The sequence below is a fragment of the Lentzea sp. NPDC005914 genome, assembly GCF_040629405.1.
In the GTDB taxonomy this organism is placed as follows: Bacteria; Actinomycetota; Actinomycetes; order Mycobacteriales; family Pseudonocardiaceae; genus Lentzea.
In genome coordinates, this window is the sequence record NZ_JBEXVQ010000023.1 from 69,781 (window position 1) to 91,369 (window position 21,589).

Annotated in this window: 23 protein-coding genes; 17 read left to right on the forward strand and 6 right to left on the reverse strand. The window is 67.6% G+C overall.

The features are described 5' to 3' along the window. Positions 1–3: 3 nt before the first annotated feature. Positions 4–1,506 carry an alpha/beta hydrolase gene (locus ABZ345_RS29255; RefSeq protein WP_359855470.1) on the reverse strand — a complete coding sequence of 501 codons (1,503 nt, stop codon included), beginning with the start codon at positions 1,504–1,506 and terminating at the stop codon, positions 4–6. A 161-nt stretch (positions 1,507–1,667) separates the two neighbouring features. On the opposite strand from ABZ345_RS29255, the gene ABZ345_RS29260 reads away from it, so the two are divergent. Beyond that, on the forward strand, positions 1,668–2,537 hold the full coding sequence (locus ABZ345_RS29260; protein WP_359855473.1) for an EamA family transporter: 870 nt from the start codon (positions 1,668–1,670) through the stop codon (positions 2,535–2,537). Here the strand turns inward: ABZ345_RS29260 and ABZ345_RS29265 are convergent. Both ABZ345_RS29265 and ABZ345_RS29270 read right to left on the reverse strand, forming a co-directional pair. Continuing rightward, on the reverse strand, positions 2,534–3,598 hold the full coding sequence (locus tag ABZ345_RS29265) for an ATP-dependent DNA ligase (protein ID WP_359855476.1): 1,065 nt from the start codon (positions 3,596–3,598) through the stop codon (positions 2,534–2,536). The genes ABZ345_RS29260 and ABZ345_RS29265 overlap by 4 nt on opposite strands. A 17-nt stretch (positions 3,599–3,615) precedes the next feature. Continuing rightward, complete coding sequence (locus ABZ345_RS29270; RefSeq protein ID WP_359855479.1) at positions 3,616–4,260, reverse strand: dihydrofolate reductase family protein; 645 nt, start codon at positions 4,258–4,260, stop codon at positions 3,616–3,618. A gap of 66 nt (positions 4,261–4,326) precedes the next feature. On the opposite strand from ABZ345_RS29270, the gene zapE reads away from it, so the two are divergent. From zapE to ABZ345_RS29295, 5 genes are all read left to right on the forward strand, one after another. Continuing rightward, the gene (gene zapE, locus ABZ345_RS29275; protein ID WP_359855481.1) at positions 4,327–5,316 is read left to right on the forward strand and encodes a cell division protein ZapE; all 990 of its coding nucleotides are present in this window, start codon (positions 4,327–4,329) and stop codon (positions 5,314–5,316) included. 324 nt (positions 5,317–5,640) lie between these two features. Continuing rightward, complete coding sequence (locus ABZ345_RS29280) at positions 5,641–5,886, forward strand: DUF3040 domain-containing protein (protein WP_359855484.1); 246 nt, start codon at positions 5,641–5,643, stop codon at positions 5,884–5,886. Between the two features lie 48 nt (positions 5,887–5,934). Next, the gene (locus ABZ345_RS29285; protein WP_359855487.1) at positions 5,935–7,530 is read left to right on the forward strand and encodes an ATP-binding cassette domain-containing protein; all 1,596 of its coding nucleotides are present in this window, start codon (positions 5,935–5,937) and stop codon (positions 7,528–7,530) included. 57 nt (positions 7,531–7,587) lie between these two features. Next, positions 7,588–8,439 carry a helix-turn-helix transcriptional regulator gene (locus ABZ345_RS29290; protein ID WP_359855490.1) on the forward strand — a complete coding sequence of 284 codons (852 nt, stop codon included), beginning with the start codon at positions 7,588–7,590 and terminating at the stop codon, positions 8,437–8,439. Further along, positions 8,414–8,596 carry a DUF397 domain-containing protein gene (locus tag ABZ345_RS29295; RefSeq protein ID WP_359855493.1) on the forward strand — a complete coding sequence of 61 codons (183 nt, stop codon included), beginning with the start codon at positions 8,414–8,416 and terminating at the stop codon, positions 8,594–8,596. Before ABZ345_RS29290 ends, ABZ345_RS29295 begins: the two co-directional genes overlap by 26 nt. On the opposite strand, the gene ABZ345_RS29300 is transcribed toward ABZ345_RS29295, so the two are convergent. The 3 genes from ABZ345_RS29300 to rocD form a co-directional block, all read right to left on the reverse strand. Next, entirely contained in the window at positions 8,580–8,984 is a 405-nt protein-coding gene (locus ABZ345_RS29300) for a GNAT family N-acetyltransferase (protein ID WP_359855496.1), read from the reverse strand. The two genes, ABZ345_RS29295 and ABZ345_RS29300, sit on opposite strands and share 17 nt — an antisense overlap. 44 nt (positions 8,985–9,028) lie before the next feature. Next, entirely contained in the window at positions 9,029–10,414 is a 1,386-nt protein-coding gene (locus tag ABZ345_RS29305; protein ID WP_359855498.1) for a DUF2252 domain-containing protein, read from the reverse strand. 74 nt (positions 10,415–10,488) lie between these two features. Continuing rightward, positions 10,489–11,739, reverse strand: a complete 1,251-nt coding sequence (rocD, locus tag ABZ345_RS29310) for an ornithine--oxo-acid transaminase (RefSeq protein WP_359855501.1) — start codon at positions 11,737–11,739, stop codon at positions 10,489–10,491. A 140-nt stretch (positions 11,740–11,879) separates the two neighbouring features. Here rocD and ABZ345_RS29315 point away from each other — a divergent pair, with 140 nt between their 5' ends. The 11 genes from ABZ345_RS29315 to ABZ345_RS29365 all read left to right on the forward strand — a co-directional run bounded on the left by ABZ345_RS29315 (position 11,880) and on the right by ABZ345_RS29365 (position 21,587). Beyond that, on the forward strand, positions 11,880–12,710 hold the full coding sequence (locus ABZ345_RS29315; RefSeq protein WP_359855504.1) for a PPK2 family polyphosphate kinase: 831 nt from the start codon (positions 11,880–11,882) through the stop codon (positions 12,708–12,710). 122 nt (positions 12,711–12,832) lie between these two features. Then, entirely contained in the window at positions 12,833–13,912 is a 1,080-nt protein-coding gene (locus ABZ345_RS29320) for a lactonase family protein (protein ID WP_359855507.1), read from the forward strand. 50 nt (positions 13,913–13,962) lie between these two features. Then, positions 13,963–14,685, forward strand: coding sequence for an SGNH/GDSL hydrolase family protein (locus tag ABZ345_RS29325; RefSeq protein WP_359855509.1), 723 nt, complete (start codon positions 13,963–13,965; stop codon positions 14,683–14,685). A gap of 25 nt (positions 14,686–14,710) precedes the next feature. Then, complete coding sequence (locus ABZ345_RS29330; protein ID WP_359855512.1) at positions 14,711–15,013, forward strand: metalloregulator ArsR/SmtB family transcription factor; 303 nt, start codon at positions 14,711–14,713, stop codon at positions 15,011–15,013. Beyond that, positions 15,010–15,465 carry an SRPBCC family protein gene (locus ABZ345_RS29335; protein WP_359855515.1) on the forward strand — a complete coding sequence of 152 codons (456 nt, stop codon included), beginning with the start codon at positions 15,010–15,012 and terminating at the stop codon, positions 15,463–15,465. Before ABZ345_RS29330 ends, ABZ345_RS29335 begins: the two co-directional genes overlap by 4 nt. A 10-nt stretch (positions 15,466–15,475) precedes the next feature. Then, entirely contained in the window at positions 15,476–16,243 is a 768-nt protein-coding gene (locus ABZ345_RS29340) for a HipA family kinase (protein ID WP_359855518.1), read from the forward strand. Continuing rightward, complete coding sequence (locus ABZ345_RS29345) at positions 16,227–16,613, forward strand: DUF3037 domain-containing protein (RefSeq protein WP_359855520.1); 387 nt, start codon at positions 16,227–16,229, stop codon at positions 16,611–16,613. The genes ABZ345_RS29340 and ABZ345_RS29345 overlap by 17 nt, the downstream gene beginning before the upstream one ends. Before the next feature lie 75 nt (positions 16,614–16,688). Then, on the forward strand, positions 16,689–17,708 hold the full coding sequence (locus tag ABZ345_RS29350; protein WP_359855523.1) for an LCP family protein: 1,020 nt from the start codon (positions 16,689–16,691) through the stop codon (positions 17,706–17,708). 291 nt (positions 17,709–17,999) lie between these two features. Next, positions 18,000–18,731, forward strand: a complete 732-nt coding sequence (locus ABZ345_RS29355) for a 3-hydroxybutyrate dehydrogenase (protein WP_359855525.1) — start codon at positions 18,000–18,002, stop codon at positions 18,729–18,731. Positions 18,732–18,741: 10 nt separating this feature from the next. After that, positions 18,742–20,040, forward strand: coding sequence for an MFS transporter (locus tag ABZ345_RS29360; protein ID WP_359855528.1), 1,299 nt, complete (start codon positions 18,742–18,744; stop codon positions 20,038–20,040). Next, the gene (locus ABZ345_RS29365) at positions 20,037–21,587 is read left to right on the forward strand and encodes a GAF domain-containing protein (RefSeq protein WP_359855530.1); all 1,551 of its coding nucleotides are present in this window, start codon (positions 20,037–20,039) and stop codon (positions 21,585–21,587) included. The genes ABZ345_RS29360 and ABZ345_RS29365 overlap by 4 nt, the downstream gene beginning before the upstream one ends. The last annotated feature ends 2 nt before the right edge of the window (positions 21,588–21,589 follow it).

Consider the following 21,589-nt stretch of genomic DNA (forward strand, 5'->3'; position numbering starts at 1 on the left):
GGATCAGGGCGGGCAGACCGTGCCGTTCGCCGGCACCTTCGCGTCGACCAGGTAGTCCCGCACCGCCGTCGTCGCACAGCCGGAGAGCGTCAACGCGCCGTGCCCGCTGCCCTGCCACCCGATCAACGCCGAACCCGGCAGGCGCTGTGCCGTGTGCTCGGTACCGGATGCGGGCGTGGAGACGTCGTTGGCCGTGCTGAGCAACACGATCGGCGGCGCGCTCTTCAGCGCGTCGAGCTTCTCGGTCTTGGGCGGCGGGAACGGGTTGCAGTGCAGCAGCTGGCGGGCGAACAGGGCGCCGAACAGCTTGTACTTGCCCTGCCAGTCGGCGGTGAGGGCCTTCACGCGGTCCGGCGGGATGCGGGTCGCGGTGTCGTTGCAGCCGATCACCAGGCCCGCGTCGAAGCGGGGCGGGTTCTCGTCGAGGTCGTTGACGATCGCGTCGAGCAGCGTGAACAGGCCGCTGCCGTCGCCCGTGCGAGCCTTCGCGATCGCGTCGGCCAGCTGGGGCCAGCGGGCCCGGTCGGCCAGTCCGGTCACGATCGCGTTCAGCGCGGAGCCGGGCGTGAGGTCGACGTACTCGCCGCGCACGCGTCCGCCGCGCAGCTGGGTCAGCAACGCCTGGACGTCCTCGCGCGGGTTCGCGAGGGCGCAGCCGCGGGTCTTGCAGTCGCGGGCGAACGCGTCGAGCGTCGCCTCGGCCGCGACGGCACGGGACTCCAGCACGCCCACCTGGTCGAGCGTCGGGTCCGGGGCGCCGTCGAGCACCATGCGGCCGATGCGGTTCGGGTAGCGCTGGGCGTAAGTGGTGAGCACGCGCGAGCCCTCGCCGAGGCCGACGGCGTTGAGGCGGTCGGTGCCGAGGTAGTCGCGGAGGCGTTCGAGGTCGGAGGCCGCGCGCCACGAGTCGAACGCGGTCAGCCTGCCTTCGAGGTCGAGCACGCATTCCTGCGAGGCTTCACCGGCGGCGACGACGAGGGACGACTGCTCGGTCTCGGCGGGGTCGTACTCGACGAGCTGCGCGCGCGTTGCCGGGGGCACGCACGACATGCCGTCCGAACGGCCCGTGCCGCGCCGATCCATGCCGATGATCGTGTACGTGCTGAGGATGTCCTTCGGCAACGACGCCGCGAGCCGCGCGGCCTTCATCGTGCCGGGTTCGCCGCCGGGGTCGTTGACCACGACCAGCGCGCTCTTGCCGGTGCCGACGCGCACCAACGCGATGCCGAGCGTGCCGCGCCCGGGACGGCCCGGCGGGTCGAGCACGACGGTCATGCGCGAGCACTCGTACGTCAGGTCGCCCTGCGGAGCGTCGGCGCCGAGGCGGTCCTTCATCTGCTCGTTGCACGGCGACCAGCCCAGCGAGTCCGTCTTGTACTCGCCGAGCGGTGGCACGGGCTGCGGCCCCGCGAGGGTGCTCTGGTCGACGGGCTGGTTCTCCTCGCCTTTGACCGCGATCACCGGCCGGGTCGAGGGCCCCGCGCTGCACGCCGTCAGCACGCTCACTGCCAGTAGGGCCAAGGCAGCGCGACGCACAGATGTCCTCACTCTCGTTCACTCTCCGGAGAGGTTGAGCCTCGCACGCTGCAGGTGAGAAAACGGTGAGTCAGGTTTGTGTGTGGTATTTCGCATGCTTCGCCCGACGGCCGTGAGTGAGGATGGGGACCATGGCTCACGCGGATCGGCTCCCCGTCGCCCGGTTGATGGGCGGGATCCCGCCGACCGCGCTGGTGCTGCTCGGCATCGTGAGCGTCCAGGTCGGCGCGGCCGTCGCGAAGCAGCTCTTCACGGTCGCGGGCGCGGCGGGCACGGTGACCCTGCGCCTCGTCGTCGCCGCACTCGTGCTGGTCGTGATCTGGCGGCCGTCGTTGCGCCTGGACCGCCGGACGCTGGCCGTCGTCGTGACCTACGGCGTGGTGCTCGCCGCGATGAACCTCTGCTTCTACGCCGCGCTCGCCCGCATCCCGCTCGGTGCCGCGGTGACCATCGAGTTCCTCGGCCCGCTGGCGGTGGCCGTGTTCGGCTCACGGCGGTGGCTCGACGGACTGTGGGTGCTGCTCGCGGGCCTCGGTGTCGTGCTGCTGACGCGCGTGCAGGGCGGGCTGGCGTTGTCGGGCGTGCTGTTCGCGCTGGCCGCGGGGGCGTGCTGGGCGGCGTACATCCTGGTGACGGCCAAGCTCGGCAGCAAGACGTCCGACGGCAAGGGCCTCGCGCTGGCGATGGTGGTGGGCGCGGTGGTCGCGTTGCCGTTCGGCGTCACGTCGGCAGGGACCGCGATGCTCGACCCGGTGGTGCTCGCGGCGGGGTTCGCGGTGGCGTTGATGTCGTCGGTGATCCCGTACTCGCTGGAGCTGGAAGCGTTGCGGCGCATGCCTCCGCGCGTGTTCGGCATCCTGATGTCGATGGAACCGGCGGTGGCCGCGGTGGCCGGTCTGGTGCTGCTCGGCGAACAGCTCAAGCCGGCACAGTGGGTCGCCGTGTGCTGCGTCGTCATCGCTTCTGTCGGTGCGACGCGGTCGGCCCGTCCGGACGTCTAACGAGCGCGCAGCTCGCCCTTCAGCACGGAGGCCACGTCGTAGCGGGCCGGGATCTCCAGCTGGTCGTAGCGGCACGACAGCGGCTCGCGGTCGGGACGCCACCGCGCGAACTGGCCGTTGTGCCGCAGCCGCACGGGTTGTTCGCCCTCGGTCTGGGTGTAGTGGATCTCCAGGACGCGTTCGGGCCGCAACGCCACGTACTCGGCCTGCTTGCCGCGCCACCGGTTGATCTCGCCCGGAATCCGTTGCCCCGGCTGGGGATTCGCCCACGGGTGATCGTCGGACTCGGTGATCAACGGTGCCAGCTCGGTCGCCAGGGAACGGCGTTCTTCCGCCTTGAAGGAGCCGCAGACGCCGATGTGGTGCAGCAGGTCGTTCGAGTCGTAGACGCCCAGAAGCAGCGAGCCGACCGCGGTGCCGGGCTCGGTGTCCTTGTGCCAGCGCAGGCCCGCCAGCACGACATCGGCCGTGCGGGCGTGCTTCACCTTGATCATCGAACGCTTGCCCGGCGTGTACGGGCCGTCGGCCGGCTTGCCCATCACGCCGTCCAGTCCCGCGCCCTCGAAGAGCGTGAACCACTCGCGCGCGGTCTCCACCGACGTCGTCGCGGGCGTGATGTTGAGGTCCGGGAGCTTCAGCAGGGCCTCGCGCCGGGCCACGGTCGGCTGCTCCAGCAACACCTCGGACCCCAGCGCCAGCAGGTCGAACGCGACGAACGTGGCCGGCGTCGACTCCGACAGCATCGTCACGCGCGAGGCCGCCGGGTGGATGCGCTCGGACAGCGCGTCGAAGTCGAGCTCCTCGTTCTTGGCCACGACCAGCTCGCCGTCGACGACAGCGCGTTCGGGCAGCACCTCGAGCATCGAGGCGACGACCTCGGGGAAGTAGCGGTTGAGCGGCTTGCCGCTGCGTGACTGCAGGAAGACCTCGTCGCCGGAGCGGAACACCACGCAGCGGAAACCGTCCCACTTGGGCTCGAACACCAGGTCGGCAGTATCCGGTATACCGTCGACCGCGGTGGCGAGCATGGGCTGCAGAGGTGGCGTCAGCGGTAGGTCCACGCGCACATCCTGCCTCTTCAGCTGGAATTTCGCCGCTGATACCGCAGCAACAGCACGTCGTCCGCCCGCAGCACCGACGCCAGCTCCAGGTCCACCGGCGGGATCACCGCGCCGTGCGCGATCCGCGAGGAGTCGCCCACCGCCAGCAACGGCGACACGGTCAGGTTCACCGCGTCCACCAGACCGTCGGCGATCATCGACCCGAACAGCCGCGGCCCGCCCTCCAGGTTGATCTTGTGCAGCCCCCGCGCCGCGAGCTCGGACACCGCCAGCGCGAGATCGACCTCGTCCTCCCCGGCGACGATCACGTCAGCGGGCAGCGACGGCAGTTGAGCGGCAGCGCAGGTGATCACGATCGGCGGCACCGCGGGATCGGCGAACAGCGGGAGGTCCGCCGTCAACGTCCCGCGCGCGGTCACCACGGCGATCGGCAGCTGCTTCGACGGCCGGTAGCCCTCGATCAGCACGGTCCCGGCGCCGACCATCACCACGTCGGCGAGGTGGCGGCCGAGCACGAAGATCTGCTTGTCGGCGGGCGAACCCAGCCCCGCGGACCGTCCGTCGACCGACACCGCACCGTCCACGCTGGACACGAAGTTCGCGGTCACCCACGTCCGGTCCGGTGGATACGCGTAGAGCGACTCGAGGTCTGTGTCGGTCATCTCAACGCCCGGTGAGGGCCACAACATCTGCACGAACCCATCCCATCACGCCGATAGGCTGCGGGCATGCGCTTGTCCGACCGGGATCCCCAGATCGGGGCCGACGAACTGATCGAGGGCCTGGTCCCGCCGCCGAGGTTCAACAAGGTCAGCTTCGACAGCTACCTCCCCAACCCGGACGAGCCCAGCCAGGCCGCCGCGGTCGAGGCCGGCCGCCTTTTCGCCGCGCGCGTGAGCCTGACGAAGCGCAAGAAGTGGTCGCTGTTCAGCTCGAAGGAGGAAGAGGGCAAGCTCGGCCTCTACCTCGACGGCGGCTTCGGCGTCGGCAAGACCCACCTGCTCGCCTCGCTCTGGCACGCGGTCCCCGGTCCCAAGGCGTACGGCACGTTCGTCGAGCTGACGAACCTCGTCGGCATGCTCACGTTCCCCGAGGCCGTGCGGCGCCTGAGCGGTCACAAGCTGCTCGCGATCGACGAGTTCGAGCTCGACGACCCCGGCGACACCATGCTGGTCACGCGCCTGATCAAGGAGCTGACCGCGGCCGGAGTGTTCGTGGCCGCCACCTCGAACACGCTGCCCGACAAGCTCGGCGAGGGCCGGTTCGCCGCCGCCGACTTCCTGCGCGAGATCCAGTCGATGTCCTCGAAGTTCGACGTCGTCCGCGTCGACGGCCCCGACTACCGCCACCGCGGCCTGCCGGACGCCCCTTCACCGATGTCAGACACTGAATTGGTTGTTAGAGCCTCTAACACCGAGGGCTCGACCATCGACGACTTCGACGACCTGTGCAAAGCGCTGGCCCGCATCCACCCGTCGAAGTACGGCAGGCTCCTCGACGGGGTCAGCGCCGTGCACCTCAAGGACGTCAAGCCGGCACCGGACCAGAACGTCGGGCTGCGGCTCGTGGCGTTCGGCGACCGGCTCTACGACCGCGACATCCCGGTCGCGGTGTCCGGGCAGCCGCTCTCGGAGTTGTTCACCGAGGAGATGCTCAAGGGCGGGTACCGCAAGAAGTACCTCCGCGCAGTCTCCCGGTTGGTCGCGCTAAGCCGCTGACCAGGCCATGGCGCGGCCCGCGCGGGCGTAGAAGCGGTGCAGTTCGGCATCGATTCGAGCCCCCGCCACCAGCGCCGTCATCAGCGCGGACACGCCGATCAACACGATGCGAGCGGCCGTCCAGTGCGGACGGGTGGGCGGCGTGCCCTCATACGCGGCGTACTGCTGCGCGTCGAGTCTGAGCGCGAGCTACTTGGAAAGTCCCCCAGGCATGCGCGGGAGTACGACTGAATGAGCGTCTTGGAGTTTGACTCCGGCGGCGTTCGAGTATCCACTGGGTGACGAGCGGGAATGATGACGTCCCGACGTCTTCCGGAGGCACCCATGCTGAGTGAAGCCGAACGCCGCTCGCTCGAGGAGATCGAGCAGCGGTTGTTAGCCGAAGAACCGAGACTCGCTCGCACCATGAACCGCCAGGTGCGACCGTGGCTGTTCTACTCCCTGCTGCTCGTCTTCGGTGGCCTCACGGTGCTGCTGACGGTGATCGGCGCGTTCGGCCCGGCCTTCCAGTGCCTGCTGGTCACGGCCGGCGTGCTGGTGTTGCGCAGATACCCGATCCGCCTCCGGTAGCCGGAAACTCGCTGGCGTTCCCACCAGCGAGGCTCGACCATCTCCGGCGTGGGGTATCTGGAAGCGAACGGGCTCGCGTACGCCTTGCCTGACGGCAGGGAGCTGTTCCGCGACGTCTCGTTCAAGGTGAGCGGTGGCACGGTTGTCGCGCTGGTTGGTGCCAACGGCGTGGGCAAGACGACGCTGCAGCGCATCCTGTCCGGCGAGCTCACACCCAAGCAGGGCAGCGTGCACGTGCAGGGCGGACTCGCGGTGATGCCGCAGTTCATCGGCTCGGTCCGGGACGAGTCACTCGTGCACGACCTGTTGCTCTCCGTCGCACCTTCAGCGCTGCGCGATGCCGCCCAGGAGCTCGATGACGCCGAGCTCGCGTTGATGGACACCGACGACGAAGCCGCCCAGATGCGCTACGCGAACGCGTTGACGACCTACGGCGAGGCCGGCGGGTACGACATCGAGGTCCTCTGGGACACCGTCACCGTCGCCGCACTCGGTCTGCCCTATGACCGCGCACGGTTCCGCGAGGTCCGCACGTTGTCCGGTGGCGAACAAAAGCGCTTGGTTCTGGAAACGTTGTTGCGCGGCCACGAGCAGGTACTGCTGCTCGACGAGCCCGACAACTACCTCGACGTCCCCGGCAAACGCTGGCTGGAAGATCGTCTCCGTGCCACCGACAAGGCCGTGTTCGTCGTCAGCCACGACCGCGAGCTGCTGGCCAACGCCGCCACGCACGTCGTCACGGTCGAGGCGCACTCCGCGTGGACGCACGCCGGTTCGTTCGGCACCTGGCACGGTGCCCGCCACAAGCGCATCGAGAAGCTCAGGGAAGATCACCGACGCTGGAACGAAGAACACGAGCGGTTGAAAGAGCTCGTGCGAACGCTGCAGCAGCAGGCGAAGTACTACGAGTCGATGGCGCCGAAGTACCGCGTCATGTGTGGGCGCCTCGAACGGTTCGAAGAGGCGGGCCCGCCGCCGGAGATCCCTCAGGACGAGACGGTCAACCCCCGGCTCAAGGGCGGCCGCACGGGCGTTCGCGCGATCACGTGCGAGGAGCTGGAACTGACCGGGCTGATGAAGCCCTTCTCGCAGGAGATCTTCTTCGGCGACCGGGTCGCGGTGCTCGGCTCGAACGGCTCCGGCAAGAGCCACTTCCTGCGGCTGCTGGGCGGCGACACCGTGAACACCAACGGCGCGTGGAAGCTCGGCGCGCGTGTGGTGCCCGGACTGTTCGCACAGACGCACCAGCACCCGGAGTGGCTCGGCCGCACGCTCGTGGACATCCTCTGGCACGGCGAGGGTCAACGCTCAGGCAAGGACCGCGGCGCCGCGATGTCCGTGCTGAGCCGGTACGGGCTCGACAAGGCGGGCGACCAGCGCTTCGAGAACCTCTCCGGCGGCCAGCAGGCCCGGTTCCAGATCTTGCTGCTGGAGCTGTCCGGGGCCACGTTGCTGCTGCTCGACGAACCCACGGACAACCTCGACCTCGCGTCGGCGGAAGCGTTGCAGAACGCGCTGAACGACTTCGAGGGCACGGTCGTCGCGGTCACGCACGACAGGTGGTTCGCCAAGTCGTTCGACCGGTTCCTGCACTTCCGCGCGGACGGTAAGGTGTCCGAAGTGGACGAACCGGTCTGGACGTAGTTTTCACCCGAACGAGCGCGGTCCTGGGAGCGACTCCAAGGAATAGCGTCGAAGGCTATGACTGCGTTCACCTCTACCGCGTACAGCCGGGACCTGGGCGACGAACTGCGCCGGTTGCGCGTGACCTGTACGGGTCTGAACGGCCGTGCGTTGGCCACAAAACTTGGATGGGATCCAAGCAAGGTGTCCAACATCGAGCACGGCCGCGCCCGCGCCAGCGAGATCGACCTCACGCAGCTCTTCACAGCCTGCGGCAAGGACCTCGACTTCCTGGAGGAGTTCAAGCGCCGCTACCACCACGCTTTCGACCAGTACTTCGCCCAGGTGCCGACCGAACTCCGCACCCTCGCGATGACGGAGTCGACGGCCAAGAAGATCATCGCTTATGACGTCCTGATGATCACCGGGCTTCTGCAGACAGAGGCCTACGCGCGCGAGCTGATGATCGAGAAGGGCATCGAGACGCCGGAGAACATCAAGAAGGGCGTCGAGCTGCGCATCCAGCGGCAGACGATCATGCGGAGGCAAAATCGGCCGGAGTGCGTGTTTTACATCCACGAACTCGCTCTTCAGATGCGGCTGGGCGACGCGCAGCTGATGGAGGAGCAGTACCTCCGCTTGCTCTTCAACACGCACATGCTGCGGATCGTCCCAGTCGGCGCGAGGACTGCCGCACTGCTGTCGAAGTGCATCCTGTTCGAGTTCGAGAAGGCGTTGCCCACTGTCGTCAGCCCGACCGACACGGCGATGGTGTTCGCTCAGGACTCAGCAGCCGTCGAGCGCGCCAGGAATACCTTCGCGCGGCTCGATGCCATCGCCTTGGATGAGGAACAATCTCGTAAGAAGCTGGCGGAGTACGTCAGCGGACTACGAGGGGATCTTCATGGCTCAGGGACGGACCTGGCGTAAGAGCACCTACAGCGACGGCACGGTCAACAGCGACTGTGTGGAGGTATCGCTGGCTCACAACGCACTCGTGCGCGACTCCAAGAACGTGGATGCGGTTCTCGCGTTCTCCGCCCAGGCGTGGCAGGCGCTGGTCGGGCAGGTCAAAGCTCCCAGCTGACGAAGGCGCCGTCGTCGACCGACCCGCCCGCCTTCTTGTAGGTGGACTGCGCCGCCACGTCGCCCGCGGCGGTGCCGGTCCACATCGCGTAGCAACCCCGTTCCGCGGCAAGGGCTTTCAGCGCCTCGACCAGGGCGGTGCCGATGCCGCGGCGCAGGAACGCGTCGTCCACGCCCAGCTCGTAGAGGAACATCTCGGTGCCCTTGTCCGGGTGCGTTGTCTCCACTCCGGACACGAACCCGGCTGGCTGGTCGCCGACGTAGGCGATCAACAGGTGGCTGTGCTCCTGGGCGAGGAACCGCGCGGTCGCGTCCGCCACCGGAGGCGCGTCGAACAGGTGCGCTGCGGCGAACACGTCGTCGGGGGAGGCGGCGCGGCGGATCTTCATACCGTCAGGCTAGGTGAACTCCGCCGGACAGGCCGGAAGGCGCGTCAGCGGTCCTCGACGAGCGCGGGCAGCTTGCCGGCCTTGACCAGCGACTCCAGTTCGGTGTGGTCGGCCTCGGTCTGGTCGGCGTAGTCGAACGCGTATTTGGCGAAGGCCTCGTCGAGGTCGTCGCCGCCGCCGTTCTGGAAGTAGCCGGCGAGCAGTCGCGGGTCGAGGGAACGCGTGTGCGCACGAGCCAGCAGAGCGCCTGCGAAACGGCCGTAGTCGTCGAGGTCGTCGCGCTTCAGCGTGGTCGCGTCGATCTCGCCCTTGCGGTTGCGGAACTGCCGGACGATGAACGGACGGCCCTCGATCGTCGTCCAGCCCAGCAGGATGTCGGTCTCGGCCTGAACGAGGCGCGCGCCGTGCACGATTCGCTTGCCCTCGTGCTTGGCGGGCTCGACGTCCAGGAACGGTTCCAGTGCGGAGGGCCGGGCTTCCTTGGCCTGCAGCACCAGGGCCTCGGTTCCGTTGCCGTGCAGCAGGATGAGGTAGTTGCGCAAGCCGACGCTGCCGGTGCCGACGACTCGGAACGCCACGTCCGACACGCCGTAGCGCATGATCAGGTTGCGGCGGGATTCGCGCAGAGTGTCCACGTAGGACGGCAAGGCGGCGATCACGGCGGCTTCGGTCTCGGCGGAGACGTCGGTGAACGTCGGCGGGTTCGTGACGAACCGCCAGCGCTCGCCGTCGTGCGCGGTCCACTTCGCGGCGAAGCGGGCGCTGGTGTTCTTGCGCGACTTCTCGGCGGCCTTGGAGAAGTCGTTGAGCAGGTCGTCGGCTTTGACCTTCGATAGCACCGACTCGTCGCCGAGCGCGGTCCACGAGTCCATGAACGGCTGCTCGGCGAGGTGACGGATCGCGCCGCGGTAGGCGCGCACGGCGTCCTCGGCGGCTTCGCGGCAGCCCTTGTCCGACACGCCACCGGTCCGGCCGGCCAGCACCAGGGAGGCCACTAGCCGCTTGAGGTCCCACTCCCACGGGCCGGGCAGCGTCTCGTCGAAGTCGTTGATGTCCATGACGATCTGGCCCTCGGGCGTGCCGTAGAGGCCGAAGTTCGCTGCGTGTGCATCACCGCACAACTGAGCGTGAAGGCCGGTCGCGCACCCGGTGGCGAGATCGCCCGCCTGAAGTCCGGCGGCACCGCGGAAGAACGCGAACGGGTTGGCGAGCATCCTGCCCACGCGCAACGGGATCAGGTGCTCCAGGCGCCCGGAGTTGCTGGCGTTCATGAACTCCAGCACGGAAGGCCGTGAAGCAGCCAGCGACACGGCGCGGTGCGCCTTGAAGTCCACAGAGGACCGAAGCTCGCGACCGGCCGCGTAGACCTCTTCCGGCTCTGTCCACGTGCCCAAAGCGGCGGCAGCCTCAGCGCGAACCCGTTCACCCATACGAGTCATCATGCCTGCGGCGGACGAGCCACGAGGCCCGTCCGCCGCATTTGTGACCTACCAACGGAACGAAATCACCCCAAATCGGGGCGAACCACCTCAGCGATCGCCTGAACGCCCATGTCGATCTCGTCACGCGTGATCACCAGCGGGGGAGCGACGCGCAACGTGGTCGCCTGCGTCTCCTTGCACAGCACGCCACGAGCCGCCAGCGCCTCGGAAGCCGAACGGCCGACCGGGCCACCGGGGGAGATCTCGACACCGGCCCACAGGCCACGCCCGCGCACCTCGGCGATCCCGTGACCGACCAGCTTGCCCAGCTCGGCGTGCAGGTACGCACCCAGCTCACGCGAGCGCTCCTGGTACTCGCCGGTCTCCAGCAGCCGCACGACCGCGCGGCCGACGGCGCAGGCCAGCGGGTTGCCGCCGAACGTCGACCCGTGCTCACCGGGCTTCAGCACGCCCAGCACCGCACGCGACCCGACCACCGCGGACACCGGCAGGATGCCGCCACCCAGCGCCTTGCCGAGCGTGTAGAGGTCGGCGCGCACACCGTCGTGGTCCAGCGCGAACAGGTCACCGGTGCGGCCGAGCCCGGACTGGATCTCGTCGGCGATCATCAGCACGTTGTGCTCGTCGCACAGGCGGCGGATCCCGGGCAGGTATCCGGCGGGCGGCACGACGACGCCGGCCTCGCCCTGGATCGGCTCGATCAGGATGGCGGCGGTGCGCGGCGAGATCGCGGACTCGATCTCGTCGAGGTTGCCGTACTTGACGACCTTGAAGCCCGGCGTGAACGGCCCGAAGTCGTTGCGCGCGGTCTCGTCGGTCGAGAACGACACGATCGTCGTGGTGCGGCCGTGGAAGTTCGACCCGGCCACGATGATCTCGGCGGTGCCCTCCGGCACGCCCTTGACCTGGTACGCCCACTTGCGCGCGACCTTGATCGCGGACTCCACGGCCTCGGCGCCGGAGTTCATCGCGAGCACCATCTCGGTGCCGGTCAGCGCGGCGAGCTCACGGCAGAACAGGCCGAACTGGTCGTGGTGGAACGCGCGGCTGGTCAGCGTCACGCGGCCGAGCTGCTCGATCGTCGCGGCCACCAGGGCGGGGTGGCGGTGGCCGAAGTTCAGCGACGAGTAGCCGGACAGGAAGTCCAGGTAGCGGCGGCCGTCGACGTCGGTGACCCACGCTCCCTCGCCATGCGACAGGACCACCGGCAGCGGGTGGTAGTTGTGAGTGCTCCACTCCTCGTCCATGGAGATGTAGTCAGCGCTAGCCAGATTGGGTGTGCCGGCGGTCTGGTGCTCAGCGATGGCGGTCATCCTCCAAGGCTAGGGGCCGGAACAAGCGATTTCATCCGCGAAGTGTTGCGGAGAACCGTCAAACGTTGCAGAGATTCACCGAACAGTGGGTGATCTTTGCGCGACGGGCGGAATCAACGGTTCATCGCTACGCTCGGTCGATGGCGAAGAAGTCGGTTCGTGAAGCTCTGCGACTCGATGAGGTGGATCTCTCCACCCTCGACCCCGCGGGCCGTCCGATCGGTCCCAAGAGCAAGAAGGAGGCGGCCGAGGACCTCGCCGCCACCGGGGCCGAGCTGGACGACCTGCAGGAGGCTCTGTACGCGGAGAACTCTCGCGCGGTGCTGCTCGTGCTGCAAGGCATGGACACCTCGGGCAAGGGTGGCGTGATCAGCCACGTCGTCGGCCTGGTGAACCCGCAGGGCGTGCGCATCGCGTCGTTCAAGAAGCCGACTCCCGCCGAACGCCGTCAGCACTTCCTCACGCGGATCAGGAAGGTGCTGCCCGAGAAGGGGCGCATCGGCGCGTTCGACCGCTCCCACTACGAGGACGTGCTCGTGCCGAAGGTCGAGCGCCTGCTCACGGCCGCGGAGATCCGGGGTCGCTACAAGGAGATCAACGCGTTCGAGAAGGAGCTCGCGGACGGCGGCACCACGGTGATCAAGTGCTTCCTGCACATCTCGCCGGAGGTCCAGAAGGAACGGTTGCTTGCCCGCTTGGACGACCCACGCAAGCACTGGAAGTACAACCCCGCGGACATCGACGTGCGGTCGAAGTGGTCCAAATATCAGGACGCCTACACGCAGGCGTTGAAGAACTGCGCGGACACGCCCTGGTACGCGATTCCCAGTGACCGCAAGTGGTATCGCAACTGGGCGGTGTCGCGGCTGCTGCTGGAGACCATGCGTGAGATGGACCCGAAGTTCCCGCCGCCCGCCTATGACATCGAGGCCGAGAAAGCCCGGTTGATCTCGAACGACCCGTTGCGCTAGATGCAATCTTCGTTGCATCTCTTGCCTAGCCGTGATGGTCTAGGCCACTGTGGTCTGCGCCGCCGACGAGAGTATCCGGAGGTGCGGACGTGGGTGTGGACCGGCGACGTTTTCTCGGAGCCATGGGTGTGGGAGTTGGGCTGCTGATGACCGGAGGAACCGCTGGGGCGGCACCTGCCACGAAGAGAGTGTTCTTCGGCGCCTACACGACGTGGAGCGGTGGCGCCAAAGGTATCGGCATCGGCACCTATGACACGGCGAACGGTCAGCTGAAGACGACAGGTGTGATCACTGGTGTGGTCAACCCGTCGTTCGTGATCGAGTCGCGTGACGGCCGGTTTCTGTACGCGGTCAACGAGAACACCAAGGGCGAGGTCACCGCGATCAACGCGGCTACGCTCAAGGTGATCAACAAGGTCGCGACCGGCGGCGCCGACCCGTGCCACCTGACGCTCGACCCGTCCGGGAAGTTCCTGATCACCGCGGACTACTCGTCCGGGTCTTTGAGCGTCTTCCCGGTCAAGGCGGACGGCAGTCTCGGCCCGCGCACGCAGAAGGTGCAGCACAAAGGGTCCGGGCCGGACCCCGAGCGTCAGGAAGGCCCGCACGCGCATCACATCGTGTTCGACCCGGTCGGGAAGTACGCGGCCGCCGTCGATCTGGGCGCGGACTCGGTGTTCGTCTACTCGTTCACGGGCGGCCAGCTCAAGCTCGTGTCGACGGCCAAGTTCAAGCCCGGAGCCGGGCCGCGGCACATCGCGTTCCACCCCAACGGCAAGACGGCTTATGTCGCGAACGAGCTGGACTCGACGATCGTGGTCTGCTCGTACGCCGACGGGAAGCTCACGCCGGGGCAGTCGTTGAAGACCGCGCCGTCCGGTGGCGCGCGGAACTACCCGGCCGAGGTGCTGGTCTCGGGCGACGGCAAGCACGTGTACCTGTCGAACCGCGGGCACGACAGCGTCGCGCACTTCTCGGTGAGCGGGTCTGAGCTGGCGCTGGTCGGGCACACGCCGGTCGGTGGCAAGTACCCGCGGCACATCGCCCTCGACGCGTCGGGTGGGTTCCTGTTCGCGGCCAACCAGAACTCGAACAACGTGACGTCGTTCGCGGTGGACCGGGCGAGCGGCAAGCTGACCCCGTCCGGCACGGCGCTGCAGACCCCGATCCCGGTCTGCGTGCTGCCCACACGTCTGGGTTAACGCCCTTCTAGTCGATCATCCACAGTGGTACTCCAGGCCGTATGGGACTTATGGCTGGAGTACTCGCAGTAGCTCTGCTGGCGCCCGCGCCGTTCGCACCGGAGTACGTCGCACTCGGCGACTCCTACGCGTCCGGTGCGGGCGCTGGTTCTTATGTGGACGGTTCGTGCCGCCGAAGTTCGAACGCCTATCCGGCGTTGCAGGGCAAGAACTTCCCGTCGTTCAAGTTCGTGGCGTGTTCGGGTGCGACCACGAAGTCGCTCAAGCCGCAGTTCAAGGCGCTGACCCCGGCGACGTCGTTCGTGACGATCACCATCGGCGGCAACGATCTCGGGTTCGTCGACGTGATGACGACCTGCACGCTCAACGGCAACAGCTCGTGCGAGAGGCGGGTCGCGAAGACCCGAGCCTTCACCCGCGACCAGTTGCCCGGCCGGCTCGACACCACCTACTCCGCGATCAAGGAAGCGGCACCGAGGGCGCAGCTCGTCGTTCTCGGGTATCCGCGGCTGTTCACGCCGAACGACGGGTGCCGCACCCTCTCCAAGCGGAAGCGGCAGGCGCTCAACGACGCCGCCGACGAGCTGTCCAGGGTGATCTCCGAAGCGGCATCACGGGCTGGTGCACGGTACGTCGACGTGAGGGAAGCGTTTGCGGGCCACGGCGTCTGCTCGGACGAGCCGTGGATCAACGCGCTGGTCAACCCGACCGGCGACTCCTACCACCCGAACAAGGCCGGGCAGGCGGCTTACTTCGCGGCATTGACAGGATGACTCCGTAAGTTCTAACTTACCGTTCGTGGAGACTTACCAAGTGGCGTTCGCGGCGCTCGGCGACCCGACCCGCCGCGAGATCTTCACGCTGCTCGTGGCCAGACCGCGGGCGGTGGGGGAGATCGCCGCCGAGCTGCCCGTGTCGCGGCCGGCCGTGTCCCAGCACCTCAAGGTGCTCAAGGAGGCACGGCTGGTCCGGGTCGAGGCCGAGGGAACTCGTCGACTGTATTCAGTCGACCACGTCGGGGTGGCCGCGATGCGCGACTACCTCGACGACGTGTGGGGTCAAGCACTCGCGAACTTCGCTGCGGTGGTGGAGGAGACATGACGGAAGTACGGAGATCTGTGCTGGTGAACGCCGGTGCGGACCACGCGTTCAAGGTGTTCACGGAGAAGTTCGTGACGTGGTGGCCGGCCGCGCACCACATCGGCGAGGCGGAGCTGAAGGACGTCGTCGTCGAACCGCACGAGGGCGGTCGTTGGTATGAGGTGGGCACGGACGGTGCCGAGTGCGAGTGGGGTTCGGTGAAGGCGTGGGAGCCGCCGTCGCGGTTGCTGCTGGCCTGGCACCTCAACGGTGACTGGGATTACGACCCGGACCCGCAGCGGGCGTCCGAAGTGGAGATCACCTTCAGCTCAGAGGGTTCCGGCACACGCGTTGAGCTGGTGCATCGCAACTTCGAGCGGCACTTCACCAAGCCGGAGCGGGTTGAGAGCGGCGTCAGCGGCGAGGGCGGCTGGGGCGGAATTCTGCTCGGCTTTGCCAACGCGTTCGTGTGATCATGCGCCAGTGAATTCGTTGAGGGAGGTCACGGCCACCCGGTATGTGACGCCGTTCCGCGAGGGCGGGTCGATGCCGGGGCTGGTCGAGGCCGACGACCTGGGTATGTACGTGGTGAAGTTCCGCGGCGCCGGACAGGGCGTGAAGGTGCTGGTCGCCGAGATCATCGTCGGCGAGCTGGCCCGGCGGCTGGGCTTCCGGATACCCGAGATCGTGCTCGTGCACCTCGACCCGGAGCTGGCGCGCGCGGAACCGGACCAGGAGGTCCAGGAGCTGCTGCGGGCCAGCGGCGGCCTCAACATAGGCTTCGACTACCTGCCCGGGTCGTTCGACTTTAACCCGATCGTGCGCGACCCCGGCACCGAGCTCGCGACGAAGCTGCTGTGGCTGGACGCGCTGGTGCTCAACGTCGACCGCAGCTGGCGCAACCCGAACATGCTGCTGTGGCACCGCGAACCGTGGTTGATCGACCACGGCGCCGCGTTGTACTTCCACTACTCCTGGAGCGAGGATCGTCCGGCCACCAAGGAGTACAAGTACGACGCGTCCGACCACGCCATGCTGCCGAGCGCGGGTTCAGTGTCCGAAGTAGACGCGGAGATGGCCGCCAAGATCACTCCCGAGCTGCTCGACGAGGTCCTCGCGCTCGTTCCGGACGAGTGGCTGGAAGGCGATCCGGCCGAACTCCGTCAGCGCTACAAGGACTTCTTCACCTACCGCCTCGCCCATCGAGGCTGGGTCGACTCGCTGGAGGCCGCGCGTGCCGCACGTGTTTGAGTACGCGCTGCTGCGGGCGGTGCCGCGGCAGGAGCGTGGCGAGTTCATGAACGTCGGCGTCATCGTCTACTGCCGCGACCTGGATTTCCTGTGCGCGAAGACCTATGTGGACGGTGAGAGGCTGCGGGCGCTCGACCCGCTGCTGGACGTCGAAATGCTCGAGACGTCGCTGAAGCACCTCACGAACTCGTGCGACGGCACGCCCGACGCAGGTCCGGTCAGCAGGACAACGGTTGGACAACGGTTCCGCTGGCTGACGGCACCCCGCAGCACCATCGTGCAGACCTCACCAGCGCATACGGGGTTCACCGAAAACCCGTCGGCCGAGGTCACACGGCTTTTCGAAGCGCTGGTGCTCCCGCCCCGGTAGGTTCGTCGCAACCTGAACGGCCGCACTGCGTCCTCAGTTGCAAAGCGAATCTAAAGCGATCGGGGTTGGCGACACATGAGCGCTGGGTATCACCACGGCTACCAGCAGCCGCGGCGTCCCATGCCGCCGCAGCGGCCGATGAAGAAGAAGAGGCGTCCCGGACGCGTCATTCTGGTGCTGTTGCTCGTCCTGGTGGTGGGTGTGGTCGGATTCGGTTTCTACGTCGACTCGACGTTGAAGCGGATCGACGCGCTGCCGGACTACCAGGGCCGTCCTGCCGAGACGCCGGGCACCACATGGCTGCTCGTCGGTTCCGACGCACGCGATGGGCTGACGCAGGAGGAGAAGGACAAGCTCGCCACCGGTGACGCGGCAGGCAGCCGCACCGACTCCATCATGATGCTGCACCTGCCGGACAACAGCGCCGCCAAGCCGGTGCTGCTGTCGATCCCGCGCGACTCCTACGTGGCGATCGAGGGCAACGGCCGCAACAAGATCAACGCTTCCTTCGCGATCGGCGGGCCGCAGCTGCTCGTGAAGACCGTCGAGGGTGCTACCGGCGTGCGGATCGACCACTACATGGAGATCGGCTTCGGCGGGTTCTCGAACATCGTCGACGCGGTGGGTGGCGTCGACATCTGCCTCGACGAGGCGATCAAGGACCCGATGGCCGGCATCGACCTGCCCGCGGGGTGTCAGGAACTCGACGGTCCGAAAGCGCTCGGGTTCGTGCGAACCCGCTACACGTTCGCGACCTCAGACCTGCAGCGCGTGCAGAACCAGCGGAAGTTCCTGTCCGCGTTGTTCGAGAAGGTCAAGAGCCCGGCCACGCTCGCGAACCCGTTCCGCATGGTGCCGCTGATGAACGCGGCGTCCGGCTCGGTGTCGGTCAACGAGAGCGACCACGTGTGGAACCTCGCGAGCGTCGCGCTGAACATCAGCGACGCGACCTCCGGCACCGTGCCGGTCGGGGGGACCCCGACGATCGGCGGCCAGTCGGTCGTGCAGTGGAACAAGGAGAAGGCGTCGCAGCTGTTCGACCTGATCAGCAAGGACCAGCCGGTGCCGGCTGAACTGATCGCCCCTCCGAAGTAACTAAGGCTTGACGGGCTCGGAAGTGGGCTCCGAGCTGGTCAACCCGGCCTCCTGTGCGATCTCGTCGAGCTCGCGCAGGAGGTCGTCGTAAATCGGTGTCGCTGACATGGTGTAGCCCCCTCTTGTGGATCTTCCCCCGTTCAGGTGACGGGAGCTTACGCCCCTGTACCCGTTCTTTCCGCCTCCTATGCCATTGAGACGCTAAATGTTGGCTAAATCCACCTCATAGCCAGGCATTATGTGCGCAGGCCACATGTCGATCACGTCGCGTGACGCCTACCGTTTCCGGTCATGTCGAGTGTCACGGGTCACACCGCGCTGATCACCGGAGCCGCCAGCGGCATCGGCCTGGCCTGCGCCCGCGCGTTGTCGTCCGCGGGCGCCAAGGTTCATCTGGTCGACCTCGACCCACGCGTGCGGGACATCGCGTCCGAGATCGGTGGGGTCGGGCACGTTCTCGACCTGACCTCGCCGGTGGACGCGTTGCCCGCCGAGGTCGACGTGCTGGTCAACAACGCAGGTGTCCAGCACGTCGCACCGATTCACGAGTTCCCGGTCGCGCGGTTCTCCTCGATGCTCGAACTGATGCTCGGGGCCGCGTTCCGGTTGACCCGGCACGTGCTGCCGCACATGTACTCGCGCGGCTGGGGCCGGTTGGTCCACATCTCCAGCGTGCACGGGGTGCGCGCGTCCGCGTTCAAATCCGCTTACGTCGCCGCGAAGCACGGCCTCGAGGGGTTTTCCAAGGTCGCGGCTCTGGAAGGCGCTCCGCACGGTGTCACGTCGAACTGCGTGGCTCCGGGATATGTGCGGACTCCGTTGGTGGAGAAGCAGATCGCCGATCAGGCGCGAGTTCACGAGATCTCCGAGGACGAGGTCTCGTCTCAAATCTTCCTGCAGCGCACTGCCATCAAACGGCTGATCGAGCCTTCCGAGGTCGCGGACGCCGTGCTGTGGTTGTGCGACAACAGTTTTGTCACTGGTACGTCGTTGGCCGTCGACGGCGGCTGGACTGCTCAATGAGGAGTTGTCGATGATCAAGAAAGTGGTAGGCGCATCGCTCATCGGAACAACTGTCGAGTGGTACGACTTCTTCCTCTACGGGTCTGCCGCGGCGCTGGTGTTCAACAAGCTGTTCTTCCCGACCGCGGATCCCTTGAACGGCACTTTGCTCGCGTTCACCACTTACGCGATCGGGTTCCTGGCACGGCCTTTGGGCGGGCTTGTTTTCGGTCACTTCGGGGACCGGTTGGGGCGCAAGAAGTTGCTGGTGTTGTCGTTGCTGCTGATGGGTGGCGCGACGATGCTGATGGGCGTGCTGCCGACGTACGCGTCGGTGGGTGTGCTGGCTCCCGTTCTGCTGACTTTGCTGCGGCTGGTGCAGGGCTTTGCTCTGGGCGGTGAGTGGGGTGGGGCCGTGCTGATCGTGTCGGAGCACGGTGATCCGGCGCGGCGCGGTTTCTGGGCGTCGTGGCCGCAGGCCGGTGTGCCGTGCGGCAACCTGCTGGCGACGGCGGTGCTCGCGGTGCTGGCGTCGGTGCAGTCGGACGCGGACTTCCTGGCGTGGGGCTGGCGGATTCCGTTCCTGCTCTCGGGCGTGCTCGTGGTGATCGGTCTGTGGATCCGGCTTTCGGTGTCGGAGTCGCCGGTCTTCCTGGCGGCCCAGAAGAAGGCTGCCCAGGAGAACGCTCCCAAGATGGAGAAGGCGCCCGCGTTGGTGCTGCTGAAGCACAACTGGCGCGAGGTGCTGATCGCGATGGGCGCGCGGTTCGCGGAGAACGTGTCGTACTACGTGATCACGGCGTTCATCCTGGTCTACGTGGTGACCGGGCTCGGGTTGTCGAAGTCGGTGGGGCTCAACGCGGTGCTGGTCGCGTCGGCCGTGCACCTGGTGACGATTCCGGTGTGGGGCCATCTGTCGGACAAGTTCGGGCGGCGGTCGATCTACCTCATCGGCGCGGTCGGCATGGGCGCGTGGATCTTCGCGTTCTTCGCTTTGCTGAACACCAAGGACCCGGTGCTGATCACGTTGGCCACCACCGTCGGACTCGTGCTGCACGGCGCGATGTACGGGCCGCAGGCGGCGTTCTTCTCGGAGCTGTTCGGGACGCGGGTGCGGTACTCGGGTGCGTCGGTCGGCTACCAGTTGGCGTCGATCGTGGCGGGTGCACTGGCGCCGCTGATCGCGACGGCGTTGCTGAAGGAGTACAAGTCGTCGTTCCCGATCGCTCTGTACGTGGTGATCACGTGCGTGATCACGGTCGCGGCGATCGCCCTGGCGCGGGAGACCCGTGGTGCGGATCTGGAGGAACGTGACAGGGTTGGGGTGTGACACGACGGCGTGAGGCCGAACTGGCGGCGTTGTTCGAGACCGCGTCCGAGCTCGCGGGCATGCGCGACCCGGACGCGGTTCTCCGTTCGATCGTGCGCAGGGCACGGACGCTGCTCAGCACCGACGTGTCGTACCTGTCGATGAACGACGACCCGAACGGCACCTACATGCGGGTGACGGACGGGTCGTTCTCGCCGTTGTTCCAGAAGGTGCGGCTCGGGCTCGGCGAGGGGCTGGGCGGGCTGGTGGCGCAGACCGCCCGCCCGTACGCCACCTCCGACTACTTCGCCGACGCCCGGTTCAACCACACCAACCCGATCGACTCGGCCGTGCACGACGAAGGCCTGGTGGCGATCCTGGGCGTGCCGCTGAAGCTCGACTCGAAGGTCATCGGGGTGCTGTACGCGGCCGACCGGACCTCGCGCGAGTTCCCCGCGGAAGAAGTCGCTCTGCTGCAGTCGCTGGCTGATCACGCGGCCATCGCGATCGACACGGCGTCGTTGTTCGCCACGATCCAGTCGCACAACGAGGCCATGAAACGGGCCGAGGAGGCGCACGACCGGCTCACGGACCTGGTGCTGCGCGGTGGTTCCTCGGCCGAGGTGGCGGCCGCGGTGGGGGAGCTGCTCGGCGGGCCGGTCGAGGTGCTGGAAACCGTGCCCACGCCGGCGGTGCGGGCCAATGGACGGGCTGTGCTGCTCGACGGCGTGTGGGTGTGCGCGGTGCTGGCCGGCTCGGAGCTGCTGGGCGGGATCGCGCTGGCCGGGCGGCCTGACCTGCCGGACGCGGACCGGCGGGTCTTCGAGCGGTCGGCGGCGGTGACGGCGTTGTTGTTGCTGCTGCGCAGGACCGTTGCGGAGGCGGAGAACAAGGTCCGCGGCGAGCTGATCACCGACATCCTGGACGGGCGGGATCCGGCGGGGCTGGTGGCTCGCGCGCGCCGGGTCGGCGTCGAACTGAGCGACCCGCACGTGGTTCTGGTCGCGGACGGGAACCTCTCCGCCGCGACGCACTACTCCTCGGTCCACAGAGGACTCGCCGGGTCGCGCGGCCGTGATGTCGTGCTGGCCTTGCCTTCGACGTCCACGGACATCGCACGCGACGTCGCAAAGGCGTTGGATGCGACGGTTGGCGCGTGCGGACCTGTCGTGGGGCCGGTGGCGATCGCCGCGGCCTTCGAGGAAGCGCGGCGGTGCCTGCGCGCGTTGCGGCAGCTGGGGCGGGAGAAGGACGCCGCGACGCTGGCCGATCTCGGGTTCGTCGGCGTGCTGCTGGGCGACCGGGCGGACGTGTCCGGGTACGTGCGGTCGGTGCTCGGGCCGGTGCTGGACTACGACGCCGAGCGCGGCACGGAACTCGTGCACACGCTGGAGGTCTACTTCCGCTGCGGCGCGAACCTCAGTCGTGCCAAGGCGGAGCTGCACCTCCACGTCAACACGGTCACGCAACGACTCGACCGGGTCTCGTCGTTGCTCGGCGACTGGCAGTCGCCGGACCGCGTGCTGGAGGTGCAGCTCGCGCTGCGCCTGCTTCGCTTGCAGGGCTAGTG